Here is a 15857-nt window from a genome sequence, read left to right on the forward strand (position 1 = left end):
CGTCTTCTCTCTGCTGCATTGCCACCCCTACGGAGTAGTTCCTCCTCGATCACACTGTACCTAGGGAGGCGCACCTCCGGTGCCCCGCGATCGAGCTTAATTCCCTAGGTTAGACCCACCATTCGCGGTGCGGCTTCATCGGGGTCGACGAAGCCCCGTCCCTCGCAGCGCGGGAGACGGGGCTGGACGGAACCCCGTGTCAGGCCACGTGCCCGCAGCCGCCGCACACGTACTGTGATTCGTTCGTGGGGTTACCGTTCTCGTCGGTCTCGATCGTCTTGTACATGGTGCCTCCGCAGTTCGGGCACCCCTGCGTCTGAATCAGCTGTCCCATGCGCGCCTCCATCTCGTCGATGATCGCCTGGTCCTGCGCCCGCTTCTCATCCTTGTGGGTGAGGGCGGAGTTCAAGAGGGACAGCGCGTGACGTCGGTCCGCCTCACGCTGGGTGATGTCCTCAGCCGAATCGTCGAGGACGCCAACCCGCGGGCACGACGGGCACCATGCGCGGTCTCCATGCACGATCATGTCAGTCTGGCAGTGCGGGCATGTCATTCCTACAGTCTCCCCCGTGCTACAGCATCAAGCCGTGCCGATTGGGATCGATGCACCCGCCGGTCGACGTGCCGCAGCCGAAACACCCTCCGCCGCTCGACGGGGCGGGCGGAGGCGTCGGTGCCGGCGTCGGGGTTGCCTGCTGCTCGTCGCTGTCGTTCTCGTTGCTGCTCATCTGCTTGTGCTCCAGTTGTGGTTGGTCATGGTTGCCATGCTGGTTCCAGGGCTCGAATGCGTGCCGTGCGCGCCCGCACTCGGGCGAAAAATCTCTCCTCGTCGGCCTCCAGTTCCGTCTCCAGACGGTGGTACAGGCGCCACGCGTCCGCGGTGATCTCGTACCTGCACCGGGGACACCTGTACGCATCCGATGACGTCGACAGGTGCCCCCTGCACCGAGGGCAGGTCAGTGGCACGGGCACTCGCAGGCAGGTAATCGGCAGCCCCTGTGCGCGTCTTCTCCGGCGCAGGCGCGGAGGGCGACGGCACACAATCGGCTGACGTGCATCTCGGTGGCGCCTGTGGCGAGTTCTGTGTGCCGCTCATGTGCCGTCAGGTGCCTCGCCTGCGCCACCTCCGCGGCTATCGCTGCGGCTGCGCCGTTCACGACGGAGCGGGCGTGGGTCAGATTGTCAGGATCGCTCATCGCTGCTCTCTAGGTGGCTGATACTGGTTCCTCCCCCTCTCGGATCACGAACGCGTCCCCGCGGGCGAACCGCTCGTATCGCCTGTGGTTGCTCCGGCCGGAGTGCTCCAGACACGCTCGGTCGACGTCGGCGCTCGACGTCTGCGGAGGTGCCGACCACTCACAGCTCCGGCAGTGGGCGGAGTACCACGTAGGGAAGTCGGGGTGGGCCCGGATGGTGTGGTCCTCGTACCGGAACAGCGCGCGGGGGCTCACGACGCACACTCCTCGTCCCGGTGTGCGGTGATCTCCGTGACGATCTGCTGAGCACGCGTCGGGCTGTACGCGGGCGAGGCGGGCTCGGTGGCGGTGAGCCACTCGCGCGTGAGCGCCCGGCAGATTTTGCACCCGGGGTGAGGTCGCGGAGCGGTCGGGGATGTCCGTGCGTTGCTCAATACCGCCATCGCCGTAGTCCTCTCGTGGGGAGACGGCCATCCTCGATGCCCCCACGTCCCACATCCCCCGACATTCCGGGGACACTTGCGTCACGGAATCGCTATCGTCCTAAGTGGTCAAAACGTCCCGGGGAGGTCTCTTGAATATCGCGTTACGAGATGCATTGAACGATGCGCACATGACCCGCTCGCGGCTCGCACGTACAGTCGGAGTGAGCACAAAGACAGTGGACCGATGGCTCTCCGACCCCTTACGCGTACCTCACCCAGGTACACGACTGGAGGTGTCGGAAGCGCTAGGTGTGGAGGCAGAGGTGTTGTGGCCGCGCGCAATCCGGAGTGCCATCAAGGTCGGCCCGGAGCGGGAGATCGTCACCGCCTACCCGTATCGCAACGCGTGCCCAACGTCGGTGTGGTCCCGGCTGATTGACGGCGCGGAGCGGGAGATCACTTTCGCCGGGTACACGAACTACTTTCTGTGGCAAGAACAGAGCCGCTTGCCCGACCGGCTGAAGTCGAAGGCTTCGGCCGGATGCTCCGTGCGCTTCCTCGTCGGCGACCCCGATTCCGACGTCACCCGGCGCCGTGAAGAGATCGAGGACGTCCCGCTCACCGTGGGCACGCGCATCCGGATCACGCTCGATGCGCTACACCGGATGGGCGAAGTTCAGGGCGTAGCGAAGCGGTTCTCGGATGATCACATCGCCCTCAGTGTCTTCTCCTTCGATGACGAGATGCTTGTCACGCCCCACTTGTCGTCGCTCCTCGGTCACGAGTCGCCCATGCTGCATCTGCGACGGCTCGGGGACGACGGACTGTACGACCGGTTTGCGGGGCATGTGACGGCGCTGTGGGAGCGGGGACGGCCGGTCGAATAGCGTCCGGCTACGCGACGCCGTCCGCGTCCGTGTGCCCCTTCCCGTCGCATGTGATGCATACGATCGTCGGCATCGACGCGTCGGGGCACAGCGGGCCGTCGCACTCGTGCGCGTACGGATTATCTGTCCGTCCAAGTCCGTGGCACTCCCAGCACACGAGACGGCCGACGGGGATGGTGATGTCACCGCCGTCCGGGAAACGCAAAGAGCCCCCGCCGGATGATCCGACGAGGGCTCTCGGTGGTGCTACTCGGATTTCTTGGCGTCACAGGTGCAGTCCCAGTAATACGCACCCCTGGCACGGACAGGGCATTCAAGGCCGTGCCGGAGCCGGTCCGCCGTGGACTCCGCCACGCTCTCCAGCATGCGGGCGGCGCCGTCTCCGACGGTGTCGGTCTCGTACCCGGGGTACATATCCGCGGCTGACTGAAGCACCTTGAGCGCCTCACGGATCTCCTCGCGCACGATGGCGCGGATTTCGTCGGGGGCCATCGTCTCTCCTCAAACTCCGACGGGACGTCGGCTCCGGTCGAACACTGTGTGGCACTCGCGCAGATCCACGGCGACGCGGTTCGGCGCGGTGCCCGGATACTTCGTGATCCGCCCGGAGTTGGCGGCGCCCCGGACGGTCTCCTCCGCCACGCCGACAGCTTCCGCGGCCTCACGGTAGGTTCGCAGAATGGGCTTCTCCGGCTCCTTCGCGGGCGGCTCGGGGGATTGGGGCTCCTGCTCTCCGTCAGGCTCTCCAGCGGGCTCCTGCGGCTTCTCCGCGGGTGCCTCGCGCTCCTTGTCGGGGGCACCACCCGTCGAGCGGTGGACGAGAAGCGACCCACCCAGGAATGCGACCGCCGGCCAACCGGCGACGAGGACCCGGAGCCACGTCGGGGGCGACTCCAAGTCCATCACCCCGGACGTCGCAACGTTCGCACCGAGCGACGTGGTGAGCGACAGCAGGAACCAGGACCACGCCTTGAGCCGCCCCTCCCCCGCCCGCATCTGACGCCACGCCATGACCATCAGAAGATCGACGGACACGGGGTAGGCCCATGCCTTCCACCCGGTCTGTCCTGCTGCTGCCGCGATGTCGTGGATGTGGGCGAAGGACAGGGCGGCAGCGATGGCGGCCTGAATCAGGATGGGGTCAAGTCTCTTGACGGTGTGCATCGGTCCTCTGACGTGTGTTTGGTGGTGTGCTTGCGGAGCGGGTGGAGCCCCTGCCATCGCTACTGACAGGGGCTCCGGATGGATCAAGCGTGACGAAGGTTGGCGCTCCCCACACTGACGCCGTGCATCACGGCTCCGTTGCTCCCGTAGTTCGCGTGGCACCCCTTGCAGGAGTGAGGCGCCCCGAACAGGCACGTGAAGTAGACGACGTCGCTCGTGACGATCTGAACCCTGCCCGAGATCACAAGCCGCCTGCCGTGTGTCGTGTAGCGGATCTCCTCCCCGACCTTGTACGTCGGTACCCCCGCGATGTCCAAACTCATCTGTCCGGGCAACATGCTCTCTCCCCTCGTCGGGCGCTCCATGAGGCCCTTGCGATGCCTCGACTATGACATACGTGAGTCGACCGACTCAAGTCTTGCGGTGGATGAGTTCCGTAAGTCGACTCGCGGAACTCACGCGAACCGGACCATGACAACCGGCATGTCGTCGGGGTCGCCCTCATACCGCACGTGCCTGCTTCAGCACGGGATACACAGACCGACGGGGCGACGGGTCGGCTCTCCGGAGCGGTTGAGGATCCGGTGCGTCTCCGACGTGGCGTAGTAGGCCGTTCCGGCGTTGCGTCGACACGCACAGCACTCGTACCCAGCGGCCATGATCGTCTCGCCCGACATGGTCAGCAGGGGCTGTGCCGCCATCTCGCTCCCCTTCGGAGCGCGGGCGATGCGGGTGTTGTGCTCATAGACCGCGCGGCGGACGTCGCGGCGCGTGGCGTAGGGGCGGGTGGCGACGAAGTGGGCAGTCTGATCGCTGCGCATGAGAGCCTCCATATGCGACGTACGTAAGTCGACTAGCAGAGCCCCTGTCATCGCTACTGACAGGGGCTCCATGTGTGCTACAGAACCTCTACGGCCTCAGTGATGCCGTAGATCGTCGGGAGGGCATCTCCGCACCCGATCAGGACGGTGCCGCTCTCCGTGTCCGGGTCGACGGTCTGCACGTCGGCGACGCCGCTCTCCGTCATGATCTTGTCGCCGTAACAGATGTCCTTTGCGCGCTTCGTCACTGCTGCCTCCTTAGTGAGTGCCTTACGGTGCACTCACTATGACATACGCGAGTCGGCCGACTCAACCCTTGGAGCTGAAGGAGTTCCGCAAGTCGACTAGCGGAGCTCACGCAGCCAGCACCGCTGGTGCCGGGATGCCCGCGTGGCGACGGATGGCGGCGACGATCTTGACGACCTCCGGAATGGTCGGCGTCGCCACCCACTCCCCCGCGGAGTGGCGGACGGCACTCGTCGCCCAGACGTGCATATACGCCTCGTACTGGTCCTGCGAGACGCGGCCGGTCTGATACCGGTACTCAACAGCGTCGCGGCTCATCTTCGACAGGTACAGGGCGTCACAGTCGGCGCACCGCCCCTCGAAGTGGTAGTTACCGGGCTGCGCCTGAACCGGGCACGTGCCGGGGGCCACGTCAACGACGTCGGCGACAGCGGCCGTCTCCTGCGCCTCCCGGTACGCCTGAAGAGGCGCGTCCGACAGGCGAGCGGCGGACATCCCCGCCATCTTGGCGGCCTTGTGCGGGTCGGTGGTGCCGTAGTGCTCCATGTACCACTGGTCCTTGAACTCCTGGTACCGGGCGCCCTCCGCCTTGCGCTCCTGCCGCTCCGCCTCCCGCTTCGCATCAGCAGCCGCCTTGATCCCGGCCTTGACATCCCGGACCGTCCAGCCCGCAGCCTTGGCGGCGCAGGACGTACCGAAGTAGCAGACATCACCCTCCGCGCCGTCGACGTCGAGCGGCGCCATGACGACCGTGCCACTCAGCTCCTGCTTACCGCACAGCTCACAGGTGGTGATGTCGGAGGTGGTGCCCTTGACCCGGTACGCCTTCATGTCCTGCCCCTTCCGTGTGTCCCTTGCGCTGACCCAACTATGACACATGCGAGTCGGCCGACTCAAGCCCTACAGCGAAGGAGTTCCGCAAGTCGACTAGCAGAGCTCACGCCCGGCGCAGCAGCGAAAACCCCGTCCCACTCCCCTCGCACGTCTGGAGGATGAGATCCGGCGACCCCGGGAACGTCGGGATGGCGCCGCCCTGACGGCCGATCCGCAGGTGCCCGTAGACCTGGTACGTGCCGGCGAGCGGGCCGTGGATGACGTGCACAGTGCGGTTTACGGGGACGCGGGAGAGCCACTGGTAGCCGTTGTAGTTGTGCCCTGCCAGGATCCGGCCCGCGTACATCGTCAGCGCCCCGGCGTCGATGCACTGCTGAGCATGTCCGGTGCAGTCGCGGTAGAAGCTGATCCGGATGTCCGCGGGCGGGGTGGAGATCGGATGGGGCGTCGCGGGGGACGTCGACGGAAAGGCGATGTGCTCCCGCTCCGTCAGTGCCTTGCGCTCTCGCATGCGGCTCGTGTGCGACGTCGTGCGGGGTTCCGGGATCGGGCGGTACGGCTCGATGCCGGAGGATGAGCGGGAGAAGTGCGGAGTCGTCGTCGGGGTCGGCGTCGGGTGGTCCGTCGACGTTGACAGAACCACGGCCAGGGCAACGGCGGTTGCTGCGCCGGCCGTGATGGCTGCGGCTTGGAGCGGGGCACGAGAGGGGCGGCCCGTGGTGGCGAGCGTCTCCCGTTGAACCCCCCGTGCGTTCCAGTCCGCGCGTCGCAGCATGGCGCGGGAGGAATCGTCACAGTCGACGAGAACCGTCCGCTCCGTGACGCGCCGCACGCGACCGGTGCGGGTGTATACGCCGCGCCCTCCGTAACCGTTCTCCGTGGTGATGAAACTGAGCCGGTCCCCCTCACAGACGGCGGAGAAGTCAACCGGCGTACCGCCCGTAACGGCCAATTCCTCCCGCATGACGGTCGTCTCCTCCCCGACGTCGAATGAGACGGGGAACCACACGTCGCCGTCCAGGCTGTACGCCGACACCCACACGCACGACTCCTCGGCGCCGATGACGTCGGCCACCCGGGCGCACGGGGCGCCGGTTGCGTTGCACAGGATGTCGTCGGGTCGGATGGATGCGGCAGGGATGGTGAGGGTGTTCATACTCACGCTCCAGACGTTAGGTAGGCCGCGGAGTCCGTCACTTCGTCTGCGGAGCATCGGGCGTATGTGCCGGTGGCACTGAGCGTCACGCCATACGGGTAGCGGCTGTCGGGGAATACCTCGGAGACGTATCCCAGCGCGTTATGCTTGTCGCCCATGACGTCGGCCCCCACACGGACGCCGTCGCCAACCTTGAACTTGAGACCCATCGATCTGACCTCTCGTGCGAAGCAATGGAGTGCCCCGGGCGAGACTCGCACTCGCCTGACTGCCTTTCCGGGGCTGCGGTTCAGACCCAAAGAGCGTCGGGCTCGTCCCCCACCCAGCCGCTCTCGGTAGCGCTCCCCGCGAAGTGCTGCATCTCGGCAGGGATGCGGTGGTCGTCCCCCTGCGGGTGCTCCGCTGCAATGTGGTCCTGGAGAACGGGGCCGATGCTGAACGTGTCATTGCAGTGCGGGCAGAAGTACTGTCGCTGCACCATCGCTCCTCCTCTGTGAGTGCTTCGAGTGCCCCGCCGCGGATTCGAACCGCGCGCCCTGGCGCTGGGGGCGCCGTGGGCTTGCCTATGCGGGGCGGGTGGGCTACTCGTCGTCCTCAGCCGACTCGCTCCAGCACTCCGGGCAGTCCGCGCGTGACTCGCCCTCGTGGTCCGGGCACATCTCCTTGATCACGACGTCTTCGGGTTCTTCGCCCTCAGCGATGTACTCCGCCCGGCGGACCTCCGCCTCCTCCACGCTGTACATCTGCGCTTCGAAGCAGCCTTCGTCGCTGAAGAGTCCGTACTCGGTCATGGTGCTGGCTCCCTCTGGTGGTCAGTGGTCGGTGTGCTCGTCGTGCAGTACGCGGATGTAGGCGAGCGCTTCCCGCTTGGTCTGGAACTCGTCGTCGGCGGAGTAGCGACCGGGGTACGTCACCATCCACCGGGGGCCGGCGGGGAGGCCAGTCTCGCGGGGGTTGTCTGCCGGACAGTTGTCGACGTGGTAGGTGCCGTGGTTCGTGTCGACCTCGTAGCGGCCGGGACCGATGCGCCGGGAACGGACCTTCATCTCTCCTCCTACGGCCTGCCTCATCAGCGCGGGTAGGCCAGTTCCCGCGGACGCCCCGGAGGGCGTTTCGGCTGTCACTGGTGCATCGAGTGAGAGCAGTTCCATTCCGGCTTGCAGTCGGGAATGTTGCGGGTCCGTCCGTTTATGCAGACGTCGCACAGTTCGTAGTTCGGGTTGTCCAACGCGCGCTGTGTCGGGAGTCCGAAGTCGTTGATCATGTAGGCAGGAGCTGCGTTCCCGCAGTGTCGGTAGAGATTCTTCGACTTCCACACCCAGACCCTTCCGTGCCGGTCGGTGATGTCCGGGTGTTCCGCGCGCTCCAGCTCCGCGAGTTCAGCACGGGCGGACTGCCAGTCGACTATCAGCTTGGCTACGGCTTCCATTTCATCCCCTCCCCTGGGGGCGCCCCTTCCGAGGCGCCCCGCTCGTGTTGGTCAGTAGCTCAGGTCCAGGACGACGAGGAAGCCGTCCCGCGTCCGCCAGTCGTCGACGTCCGTCAGGTCCGAGGCGGCGATCACGTGGCCGCACTCGGTGCACGTCCAGCCGACGAGCGGGGTGCGCGCCTCGTACCGCCCGGTGCCGCACCCTCCGCAGCGAACTTCAATCCACATGACTGCCTCCCTTGCGAAGCTTCCGTGAGCCCCTTGCGTGACTCGACTATGACACATGTGAGTCGGCCGACTCAAGTCCTCACGACCGGAAAGTTCCGCAAGTCGACTAGCGGAGCCCCCGTCATCGCTACTGACAGGGGCTCCAGATCGTCAGCCGGCGAGGTAGTCCGCCAAGGCGATGAGGTCAGCGGCGGTGTAGTTCTCGCCGCTCATCAGGTCCCGGGCCTGCGCCAGGTAGGACGCGCGGTCGGGGGTGGGCGCCGAATCGTCGGTCGGAGCGGCGGCGAGCCGCTCCACCTTGGCGCACCACCAATGGCCACGCACCGTGTCATTGCTGTGCGGAGCGTCCAAGGTAACCCGGTAAGGCAACTCAGCCCCGGAATTGACCTCGTTGATCCTGCCCGTGGCCCCGACGAACTCCCCTGCACGGTAGGTCGGGTCGTCCACCACAACCCGGACTTCGTCACCGACCTTGACGGCCGTCAGGGTGGGCACAGCCTTCGGCTGCTCTCCCCCGTCGATCTCGTCGGCCAGGGCCAGGATGCCGCGGGCGAAGGTGCGGGCATCGGCGGGGTCGAGGTACACGCTTTCGCAACTGCCGGACGGGTAGAGCGCCACGTCCGCGATGCCTGCTGACGCGGTGATGGTGTCGTGGTCGGCGTCACGGCACGTAGCTACGTAGTCGGTCATGCTCTCTCCTCAGTGTGCTGTCGGGTAGCTCCGCAAGTCGACTAGCGGAGCTCAGGCGAAGGTGTCGGCGTCGATGGTGCGGGAGTCCTCCAGTGACTCCACTCCGGCCATGACGTCGGTGCCCCAGAGGGCGGCCTCGTCCGGGCGGACGCCGATCAGGTCGTAGTCGTCGAGGGACGGGTACATGATGTGCTCCTTCAATGGGTTGTGGTAAGTGAGCGAGTGCCTCACGCAGCTATGCCGAGTGCATCGGCCACCACGCGGGCGCGCTTGACGCCACGCGTGCGAAGCTGCCTGAGTGCCTCGCACTTCTTTCGGCTGCTGAGCCCCAGCTCATCGCTGGTCTGCTCATCGGCGAGCTTCATCATGCCGATGCCGTAGAACGCACGGAGCGCGTAGGACTGCCGGGGTGCCAGGTCCGCGAGAATCTGACGGGCTGCGTCGCGTCGGTGGACAGCGGAGAATCCGTCGTCAGCAGCCGTGTCGGGGATGGCGTCGGCGAGGGTCATCTCGGTGCTGTCCCGGCCGGGAGCTCCGACAGGCTTGTCCAGCGGCAGTACATCCATGAGTGCTTCATGGATCATCACGAATGCTTCACGCGATACACGTCGACGGGGGTCCGGGCTGCTGGATACGATTTTCCAGGCGCCGTCGACGTCGCCGCCCGCAGCCCACAGTGCGCGCTTCACCTGAAGTGCTACCTGCGGCTCCACATCCAGGGAGGACGACATCTTGGTGTACGACTCCGCCACGGCCCGCCGGACCGATGTGTAGGCGTACGACGTGAGGTGTGCCCCGCCGTCAGAGGAGTAGTCGCGCAGCTTCTCCATGAGTGCCACACGCGCATCCTGGAGCAGGTCCTCTTGCGTGTCCGCAGAGGCGGCCGGGGCGACCAGCCGCACGATGCTGCGGATCGTCGGCTCGCACGCGGTGAGCACATCCATCATGGCGTCCGTGTCGCCTGCCTGTGCGCGGCGGATCTGGTCCTCGGTGATGTCGGGGCGGCTCATGATGTCTCCTCGGTCTCGGTGTGAGGTAGTTATGGTGGGGTGGCGTCCAGATGTGACGCTCACCCCGAAAGTTTTTTCTGAGCTCCGCTAGTCGACTAGCGGAGCTCAGGCAGGTGATTGCCCGTCAGGTCCTTGATGGGCCACCCACATGCCTCCGCAATGGCCACGTCGGTGACCGCCCGGGTGCAGTGCTCCCACCCGGGCGTCCGGTAGAAGACGTCGACGTCGGCGAGAGCCCAGCGGACCTCGTCTCCGTCCAGGATGACGGCCCCCAGGAATCCGGCCACCTCCGTCAGATCGCCGACTTCGTCAGGCGTCCTCTGCGGGCCAGTCAGAATGATCATTTCGGTTCTCCCCCGTGCTGAGGATCGGCTCTTCCCCCTCCCATGCGGCGAGGGAGCGATCCATGGCTGCGGTAGTGCCGCGCACGTATGCCAGTGCGCATGTCACGTACTCGGTACCGATTTTGAGTGTGTCAACGAGTTCGACGCGCCGCTGGTCCAGCGCCGTGCGCTCTGTCGGACGGGAAGGGTCGTGCGTCGCCTGCCGACCCGTGCCGTCCGGGTCCACGTCGGGGATGCGCCCCGGCATGGTCACTGCGTCGTCGAAGATGGAGATCATCTGGCGCAACTCCGCCAATTCCCGCTCCAGCGCGGTGGCGAGTGCAGTCAAGTGCTGTCCGTCTGCGACGTGATGTGGACTGTAGGTCACTGAACCTCCATGGGCAACGGGCATGCGTCCGGATGACGCCCTCAACTTGGGGCCTATGCCCCGATTTAAGGTCCTGATCAGTACGGAGCGTGAGGCGAATGTGAGTCGGCCGACCGATACGACCTGCGGTTTTGTTGAATGTCAATCGGCCGCAGCGTCCGTGATTCCGTGACCAGTTTGTTATCTTGTGTGGGATGTGTGTGCGCGCCGTGTGGGCGCACTACGCTCACTCCGCCACCTGACTTGGTGCCACGCTGGGTGCTATTCGCTGGTCAGACCAAGCCACACCGTCACATCCGCGTCCCCCTTGGCCCGGTTGCACTCGCGGCAGGCCGGAGCGAGGTTGGGCCACTCGTGAGCGCCGCCCTTCGCAAGGGGATTCACGTGGTCCACTTCGGCTACAACCATTCCGCCTAGGGACGCGTCACAGTAGACGCACGACCACCACTCCAGCTCCTCCCACCGTCGCAGAACGTCACGGCGGGAAGGTCCGGAGGGTGGTTCCGGGGGACGCATAGGGGGCAATATGGGGCGCGGACGAGCGACGTGCCGTGCGGCAGCGAGACGAATTCCCGCCACCACACGGCGCTCAACTCCCTCACTATGCACGGGTGTTGGCGGCGCGAGACGTGTCGGCATCACGCCGCCATTGCCAGGCGGGCGTACCACTCATCTTCGCGGGCGCGGAGTGCGTGGTTGTACTTGCCGTCAGGGGTCTTCATGTAGAGCGACCCCCACGAGCGACCCCCGACCTCCGGGTCCGTGTCGAGCGGGACACCGAAGAAGTCCATCGCCATCGTCTCCCCCACGGCCTTCGCAACGTCCTCCGCGATGTCGGCCGGTGCGCAGCCAAGCGCCTCGTCGTGGATCGGTAGGAGGAGATAGTCCGTCAGCCCCTTGTCGTCCATGTCCAGCAGCGCCTGGCACAGCACGTCGCGCGCCGTCGACTGGACGGCGTAGTTCGTGGCGGCGTACACCCGGTCCCGGTCCAGCGGCAGCCGGCGCCCGGTCGGTGTCCAGACGATGTAGCCCTCCGCGCGTGCCTGACGCTGTAGACGGCTGCTGAACCGCTTGATGCCGGGGTACACCCGGTCATAGGCGACGATCGCCTTCTTGACCTCCGCAATCGGCGCGCCGGTCTGACGGCTCAAGGTGGTAGCGCCGCCCCCGTAGACCTTTCCGAAACCGACCCCCTTCCCCATCTTGCGGTGCGCCTTCGTGAACCCCTGCCCCCAGATCAGTTCCGCAGTGAAGTCGTGGAGGTCACGGTTTTCCGCGATGGCCCGCTTCATGGTCCGCTCATCCGCCAGGGCGGCCAGGACGCGCATTTCCACCGCGGAGTAGTCCACCGAGAAGATCCGGTGTCCCTCGTCGGCCAGGAGCGCGCGCCGGATCGTCCAGTCCCCCGAGGGGAGTTGCTGGAGAGGCGGCCCGGATATGGACATGCGGGCAGTGCGGGCCTGGAGGCTCTTGATCTTCGGATGGATGCGTCCGGCCTCGTCGAGCCCATCCCGCATGGCGACGCCGTACGACGTCGACCACTTCCCTGCCCTCTTGCTGCGGAGAACAGCGTCAGCAAGGGGGTTCGGCCTCCGCGTCCCGCGCGGCTGCCAATGCTGATCCAGATCAGCCAGGTCAAGGAGGATGGACTTGTCCACCTTCAGCGCCCCGGAGTCGGTCGTCTCCGTCAGCGTCTCACCCATGCCGACGAGGGCAGATGACACCTGCTTCGGTGCGTTGACCGACGTCACGCCGTACTGCGCTGCCTTCGCGGCGTGGGTTGCGGCGTCCTCCTCCAGACGTCCGACGAGACCGCGGACGTACTCCTGATCGACGAGCATGCCGCGCCGCTCCATCTTGGCGCAGACGAGCATGACAGCGTGTTCGAAATCGACCAGCCGTTGAGGCACGCCGACGTCGGCCAGTCGCTTCGTCAGGACTGGCAGCAGCCGGGACACAAGGATGACGTCCAGTCCGGCGTACTGAAGGTAGGTCGGGTGGTTGATGTCGATCTTCGCCCAACCCGTGGCCTTCGTCTCCCCGATGCTGCGGAAGACCGCTGTGAGGTCACCTTGTGTGTCCGGTGCAGTCGGATCGACGTCCTGAGCGCACAGCTCCTTGAGCGCCAGTCCCCGCCCGCCCTCGTGTCGCGGTCGCGGATCGAACAAATGAGCGATAATCTTCGAATCCACCACCTTCCGACCCAGCGTCGCCAGCGGGACGCGAAGGTGACGGTCCAATACGAGGAGGTCAAATGCCGCATTGTGGAAGACCATCCGCGGCAGTGTCAGCAGGGCCCGCCGCGCGGCGTCCTGCATTTCCGGCCGCCCCTCCACCTGGAGAACCCAGGCATCCCGAGCGTCACCAAGCTGCACCGTGCGGAGACGGTACGTCGGGGAGAAGGTGTCGAGCCCCGTGGTCTCCGTGTCGGCCCCGATCATCTCGCCGGTCCGCGCCTTGCGCTCCACCCAGCAGCGGAACTCGTCGAGATCCGCGGCCGTCTCCGGTACGCGGGTCATGGTCTCATCGCCCGCAATGGTGTAAGGGAAGTACTTCACGCTGCCTCCTCTCGCTGCTGCCCGAAGATGTCCTTCTCGCCGCTGTCCTCTGCCTCGTCGACGGTCTCCGCAAGTCGACTCGCGGAGCTGCGCTCCTCGTCCGTCATGAGCCGGATTCCGTCGAAGCCCCACTTGCCGGAGCGCTTGGCCTTACGGAATCCGCGGGACTCCAGCTCGACGGCGAGAGCCCAGCCAGAGAGCTTCTCCTTGCGGTCCAGCCCGGCGTCCTCCGCCCACTCCTGGTACGTCCGGCGAATAGCCATGGGAGCCACGCGGGTGCCTTCCTCGCGCACCGTGCACGCCTTGAGGAACTCTTCGAGCCTGTCCTCCGACTCCCGGTAGTCCTGCGTGGCCGTGGCGACGGAGGACGGCTCACCGAGCCCCGACGCGTACCATTCCTGCGCACCGCGCACGGCCCACGCGAGGATGCCCTCCGCCTCGTCGCGGAGCTGCTGCGGGAGTGTCGTGTCCGCCTTCGACCCGCGGAAAGTGGCCTCAAACGGCACCAACTTGACCCGCCTCCAGACACCAAGATCCTGTGACAGGATCGCGGGCTTGTAGTTGCCCGCCACCATGAGGAGGAAGCTCGGCACGTACGTGAACGGGTTGCTGTGCAGGAATCTGCACGTCACCGGATCCCCGCCTGTGAGCTGCTTGACGAGCGCCTCCGCAAGGCGGGAGTACTTCTCCGTCTCGCTCGCCGTCACAAGCCGCGCACCGCGAAGGGAGGCAAGTTCGGGCGACGCCTGGCCCACGGCCGTGCGCTGCTCGAAGGTGCTGAACTCGGTCGACTTCGTGACTCCCCTGAAAACGTGGAGGAGGGCGTCCAGGAACGCCGACTTCCCGTTCGCCCCCTGGCCGTGCATGAAGACGAAGCACTGCTCGGCCGTGCTCCCCGTGATGCCGTAGCCGACGAGCCGGCGCATGAATGCAGGCAGCTCCGGGTGTCCCGGGAATATCTCGACGAGGAACCTCTCCCACCTCGTCGCCGGGGCGTCGGGGCGGTACGCCACGTCGAGTCGGCGTGTGATCATGTCCTCCGGGCGGTGCGGGTGGATCTCGCCCGTGCGGAGGTTGACCGTCCCGTTCGCCACGCTCAGCAGCTCGTGGCACGCGTCGAAGTCCTGCGCATCGGCGGGCACCCCGGGTACCGACGGGAGCTCCTTCATTACGGCGTCGATGGACCGGTTCGTCAGCGCCTTGAGCGCCAGCTTGCGGTTCGCGTCGTCGCCCGTGGCGATGAGCTCCGCGCCCATCAAGTGCAGTGACTCGCGCACCTTCGCCTCTCCGGGCGTCCAGATCCTCCCGTCCCACGTCAGGAACCCAAGCCCGCGGGCATGGCGAACACCACCGCCGCTGCGGTTCATGAAGTCACGCAGCCGCACCGCGATGCCGACGTCCGTGTTGTCGAAGAGCTGCCGAGCGGAGACGTCCATGGTCTCCAGTGCGGCGTCAGTGGCGGGCATGCCGATCTCCTCCTTCGTCGGCTCGGGGGCCGGTGTGGGTGGCGTCAGGTCGACGACCGGAGCGGACCGGACGGCGGTGTGGAGCTCCGCAGGAAATGTGTTCGCCGTCCGCTCCCGCCAGGCGGTGAGGTCTTCGCGCTCGTTGGGGAACGTCAACTGCCGCGGGGCGTTGCCGTCGTCGAGGAGGGCTTGCGCCAGGACGCTGATACCGCGAGCCCCCGCGTCATCCGGGTCGAAGGCGAACACAACGTCACGACCCCGGAGAACACCAACAAGCTCCGCCACAAGGGCAGGGTTCCGGGCCACGCCGGCGCCGCGAATGATCAGCGCGTCGTAGCCGACGCCGACCGACGTCAGTCCGTCCCCAGGGCCCTCCGTGACGAGGATCGTGTCGTAGCCCGTGCCCGCGGAGAGGACGCCGTACTTCGCCCAGGTGCGCCCCTCCAGGTTGAAAAGGGACACCCACCGCGCCGGGCACTTCTTCGAGATGTCCCGGCCCTGAAGTCCGCGGGCCACGCCGTCGGCGCCATAGAGGGGTACGGTGATCCGGGGGTGCCTCGTGAACCCACGGGAAAGCCACGGCTGCGGACGGTCGCCCGGCGCCGCGTAGCCGACGCCCAAGTCCTCTGCCTGCTCCGCCGACAGCCCGAAGCGGTCGGCCAGGTAGGCCACAGCCTCCGGGGATGACGCCAGGGCGGCCGACGTCTCGTCGACGAACATCTTCAGTCCGGCAATCTCCCCCGGACCGATGCTCTCCGGCGCCTTCGCGCTGATGGTTTTCACGCCCTGGCCGTCGACGTTGTACAGGTCCGCAGTCGTGAGGCTCAGGGCCTTCAGGATGTCGGTCTTCTCGCACCCGGTACGGCAGACCACCAGGAGCATGCCGTCCGCCTTGAGCGTGAGCTTCAGGGATGGCGTCCGGCGGTCACGGTGCGCAGGGCAAAAGGCAAGGTAGCCGTCGTGATCCTCCTCTACGCCGCTCAGGCGCCCCAGGATGTCAGTCAGTCGCACGGCTCTCCTCTCGTGTTATGTAAGT

General features: G+C 66.4%; 23 protein-coding genes and 1 other RNA gene. 1 reads left to right on the forward strand and 23 read right to left on the reverse strand.

The features are described from left to right. Window positions 1–199: 199 nt before the first annotated feature. Both ACFC79_RS36820 and ACFC79_RS36825 read right to left on the reverse strand, forming a co-directional pair. On the reverse strand, window positions 200–526 hold the full coding sequence (locus tag ACFC79_RS36820; protein WP_376249444.1) for a hypothetical protein: 327 nt from the start codon (window positions 524–526) through the stop codon (window positions 200–202). A 46-nt stretch (window positions 527–572) separates the two neighbouring features. After that, window positions 573–728: a hypothetical protein gene (locus ACFC79_RS36825; protein WP_376249446.1), complete on the reverse strand. Its 156-nt coding sequence runs from the start codon at window positions 726–728 to the stop codon at window positions 573–575. Between the two features lie 1204 nt (window positions 729–1932). Here ACFC79_RS36825 and ACFC79_RS36830 point away from each other — a divergent pair. Further along, window positions 1933–2508 (forward strand): hypothetical protein, encoded by a 576-nt coding sequence (locus ACFC79_RS36830; RefSeq protein ID WP_376249448.1) that lies wholly within the window; start codon window positions 1933–1935, stop codon window positions 2506–2508. 246 nt (window positions 2509–2754) lie between these two features. On the opposite strand, the gene ACFC79_RS36835 is transcribed toward ACFC79_RS36830, so the two are convergent. The 21 genes from ACFC79_RS36835 to ACFC79_RS36935 all read right to left on the reverse strand — a co-directional run bounded on the left by ACFC79_RS36835 (window position 2755) and on the right by ACFC79_RS36935 (window position 15832). Further along, the gene (locus tag ACFC79_RS36835; protein WP_376249450.1) at window positions 2755–3000 is read right to left on the reverse strand and encodes a hypothetical protein; all 246 of its coding nucleotides are present in this window, start codon (window positions 2998–3000) and stop codon (window positions 2755–2757) included. A 9-nt stretch (window positions 3001–3009) separates the two neighbouring features. Further along, window positions 3010–3672, reverse strand: a complete 663-nt coding sequence (locus ACFC79_RS36840; protein ID WP_376249452.1) for a DUF2637 domain-containing protein — start codon at window positions 3670–3672, stop codon at window positions 3010–3012. An 83-nt stretch (window positions 3673–3755) separates the two neighbouring features. Beyond that, window positions 3756–4010 carry a hypothetical protein gene (locus ACFC79_RS36845; RefSeq protein WP_376249454.1) on the reverse strand — a complete coding sequence of 85 codons (255 nt, stop codon included), beginning with the start codon at window positions 4008–4010 and terminating at the stop codon, window positions 3756–3758. 183 nt (window positions 4011–4193) lie between these two features. Next, on the reverse strand, window positions 4194–4493 hold the full coding sequence (locus ACFC79_RS36850) for a hypothetical protein (protein ID WP_376249456.1): 300 nt from the start codon (window positions 4491–4493) through the stop codon (window positions 4194–4196). A 77-nt stretch (window positions 4494–4570) separates the two neighbouring features. Continuing rightward, a complete protein-coding gene (locus ACFC79_RS36855) occupies window positions 4571–4741 on the reverse strand; it encodes a hypothetical protein (protein ID WP_376249458.1) in 171 nt (56 codons plus the stop codon). Between the two features lie 106 nt (window positions 4742–4847). Next, on the reverse strand, window positions 4848–5570 hold the full coding sequence (locus ACFC79_RS36860) for a hypothetical protein (protein ID WP_376249460.1): 723 nt from the start codon (window positions 5568–5570) through the stop codon (window positions 4848–4850). 106 nt (window positions 5571–5676) lie between these two features. Next, a complete protein-coding gene (locus ACFC79_RS36865) occupies window positions 5677–6735 on the reverse strand; it encodes a hypothetical protein (protein ID WP_376249462.1) in 1059 nt (352 codons plus the stop codon). Window positions 6736–7018: 283 nt separating this feature from the next. Then, window positions 7019–7210, reverse strand: a complete 192-nt coding sequence (locus ACFC79_RS36870) for a hypothetical protein (protein ID WP_376249464.1) — start codon at window positions 7208–7210, stop codon at window positions 7019–7021. A 100-nt stretch (window positions 7211–7310) separates the two neighbouring features. Continuing rightward, window positions 7311–7520, reverse strand: coding sequence for a hypothetical protein (locus ACFC79_RS36875; protein WP_376249466.1), 210 nt, complete (start codon window positions 7518–7520; stop codon window positions 7311–7313). Window positions 7521–7541: 21 nt separating this feature from the next. Further along, a complete protein-coding gene (locus ACFC79_RS36880) occupies window positions 7542–7775 on the reverse strand; it encodes a hypothetical protein (protein WP_376249468.1) in 234 nt (77 codons plus the stop codon). A 9-nt stretch (window positions 7776–7784) separates the two neighbouring features. After that, an RNA gene (locus ACFC79_RS36885) (hammerhead ribozyme type II) lies at window positions 7785–7848 on the reverse strand. 1 nt (window position 7849) lies between these two features. Continuing rightward, the gene (locus tag ACFC79_RS36890; protein ID WP_376249470.1) at window positions 7850–8158 is read right to left on the reverse strand and encodes a hypothetical protein; all 309 of its coding nucleotides are present in this window, start codon (window positions 8156–8158) and stop codon (window positions 7850–7852) included. Between the two features lie 51 nt (window positions 8159–8209). Then, window positions 8210–8386 (reverse strand): hypothetical protein, encoded by a 177-nt coding sequence (locus ACFC79_RS36895; protein ID WP_376249472.1) that lies wholly within the window; start codon window positions 8384–8386, stop codon window positions 8210–8212. A 150-nt stretch (window positions 8387–8536) separates the two neighbouring features. Next, the gene (locus ACFC79_RS36900) at window positions 8537–9076 is read right to left on the reverse strand and encodes a hypothetical protein (protein ID WP_376249474.1); all 540 of its coding nucleotides are present in this window, start codon (window positions 9074–9076) and stop codon (window positions 8537–8539) included. A 51-nt stretch (window positions 9077–9127) separates the two neighbouring features. Further along, window positions 9128–9262, reverse strand: coding sequence for a hypothetical protein (locus tag ACFC79_RS36905; protein ID WP_376249476.1), 135 nt, complete (start codon window positions 9260–9262; stop codon window positions 9128–9130). A gap of 41 nt (window positions 9263–9303) precedes the next feature. Further along, window positions 9304–10086, reverse strand: a complete 783-nt coding sequence (locus ACFC79_RS36910; protein ID WP_376249478.1) for a sigma factor — start codon at window positions 10084–10086, stop codon at window positions 9304–9306. 95 nt (window positions 10087–10181) lie between these two features. Continuing rightward, entirely contained in the window at window positions 10182–10430 is a 249-nt protein-coding gene (locus ACFC79_RS36915) for a hypothetical protein (protein WP_376249480.1), read from the reverse strand. After that, on the reverse strand, window positions 10396–10758 hold the full coding sequence (locus ACFC79_RS36920) for a hypothetical protein (RefSeq protein WP_376249481.1): 363 nt from the start codon (window positions 10756–10758) through the stop codon (window positions 10396–10398). The genes ACFC79_RS36915 and ACFC79_RS36920 overlap by 35 nt, the downstream gene beginning before the upstream one ends. Before the next feature lie 300 nt (window positions 10759–11058). Further along, on the reverse strand, window positions 11059–11436 hold the full coding sequence (locus tag ACFC79_RS36925; RefSeq protein ID WP_376249483.1) for an HNH endonuclease: 378 nt from the start codon (window positions 11434–11436) through the stop codon (window positions 11059–11061). Then, window positions 11436–13355 (reverse strand): DNA polymerase, encoded by a 1920-nt coding sequence (locus ACFC79_RS36930; RefSeq protein WP_376249485.1) that lies wholly within the window; start codon window positions 13353–13355, stop codon window positions 11436–11438. Before ACFC79_RS36930 ends, ACFC79_RS36925 begins: the two co-directional genes overlap by 1 nt. Continuing rightward, window positions 13352–15832 carry a phage/plasmid primase, P4 family gene (locus tag ACFC79_RS36935; RefSeq protein WP_376249487.1) on the reverse strand — a complete coding sequence of 827 codons (2481 nt, stop codon included), beginning with the start codon at window positions 15830–15832 and terminating at the stop codon, window positions 13352–13354. The genes ACFC79_RS36930 and ACFC79_RS36935 overlap by 4 nt, the downstream gene beginning before the upstream one ends. Between the last annotated feature and the right edge of the window lie 25 nt (window positions 15833–15857).

The sequence above is a fragment of the Streptomyces sp. NPDC056061 genome, assembly GCF_042266885.1.
In the GTDB taxonomy this organism is placed as follows: domain Bacteria; phylum Actinomycetota; class Actinomycetes; order Streptomycetales; family Streptomycetaceae; genus Streptomyces.

Coding starts and splice junctions, on each gene's coding strand:
- ACFC79_RS36825 (WP_376249446.1), bottom strand. CDS start 728: ATGAGCAGCAACGAGAACGACAGCGACGAGCAGCAGGCAACCCCGACG.
- ACFC79_RS36880 (WP_376249468.1), bottom strand. CDS start 7,775: ATGAAGGTCCGTTCCCGGCGCATCGGTCCCGGCCGCTACGAGGTCGAC.
- ACFC79_RS36900 (WP_376249474.1), bottom strand. CDS start 9,076: ATGACCGACTACGTAGCTACGTGCCGTGACGCCGACCACGACACCATC.
- ACFC79_RS36915 (WP_376249480.1), bottom strand. CDS start 10,430: ATGATCATTCTGACTGGCCCGCAGAGGACGCCTGACGAAGTCGGCGAT.
- ACFC79_RS36820 (WP_376249444.1), bottom strand. CDS start 526: ATGATCGTGCATGGAGACCGCGCATGGTGCCCGTCGTGCCCGCGGGTT.
- ACFC79_RS36875 (WP_376249466.1), bottom strand. CDS start 7,520: ATGACCGAGTACGGACTCTTCAGCGACGAAGGCTGCTTCGAAGCGCAG.
- ACFC79_RS36835 (WP_376249450.1), bottom strand. CDS start 3,000: ATGGCCCCCGACGAAATCCGCGCCATCGTGCGCGAGGAGATCCGTGAG.
- ACFC79_RS36910 (WP_376249478.1), bottom strand. CDS start 10,086: ATGAGCCGCCCCGACATCACCGAGGACCAGATCCGCCGCGCACAGGCA.
- ACFC79_RS36925 (WP_376249483.1), bottom strand. CDS start 11,436: ATGCCGACACGTCTCGCGCCGCCAACACCCGTGCATAGTGAGGGAGTT.
- ACFC79_RS36905 (WP_376249476.1), bottom strand. CDS start 9,262: ATGTACCCGTCCCTCGACGACTACGACCTGATCGGCGTCCGCCCGGAC.
- ACFC79_RS36840 (WP_376249452.1), bottom strand. CDS start 3,672: ATGCACACCGTCAAGAGACTTGACCCCATCCTGATTCAGGCCGCCATC.
- ACFC79_RS36895 (WP_376249472.1), bottom strand. CDS start 8,386: ATGTGGATTGAAGTTCGCTGCGGAGGGTGCGGCACCGGGCGGTACGAG.
- ACFC79_RS36870 (WP_376249464.1), bottom strand. CDS start 7,210: ATGGTGCAGCGACAGTACTTCTGCCCGCACTGCAATGACACGTTCAGC.
- ACFC79_RS36860 (WP_376249460.1), bottom strand. CDS start 5,570: ATGAAGGCGTACCGGGTCAAGGGCACCACCTCCGACATCACCACCTGT.
- ACFC79_RS36850 (WP_376249456.1), bottom strand. CDS start 4,493: ATGCGCAGCGATCAGACTGCCCACTTCGTCGCCACCCGCCCCTACGCC.
- ACFC79_RS36890 (WP_376249470.1), bottom strand. CDS start 8,158: ATGGAAGCCGTAGCCAAGCTGATAGTCGACTGGCAGTCCGCCCGTGCT.
- ACFC79_RS36845 (WP_376249454.1), bottom strand. CDS start 4,010: ATGTTGCCCGGACAGATGAGTTTGGACATCGCGGGGGTACCGACGTAC.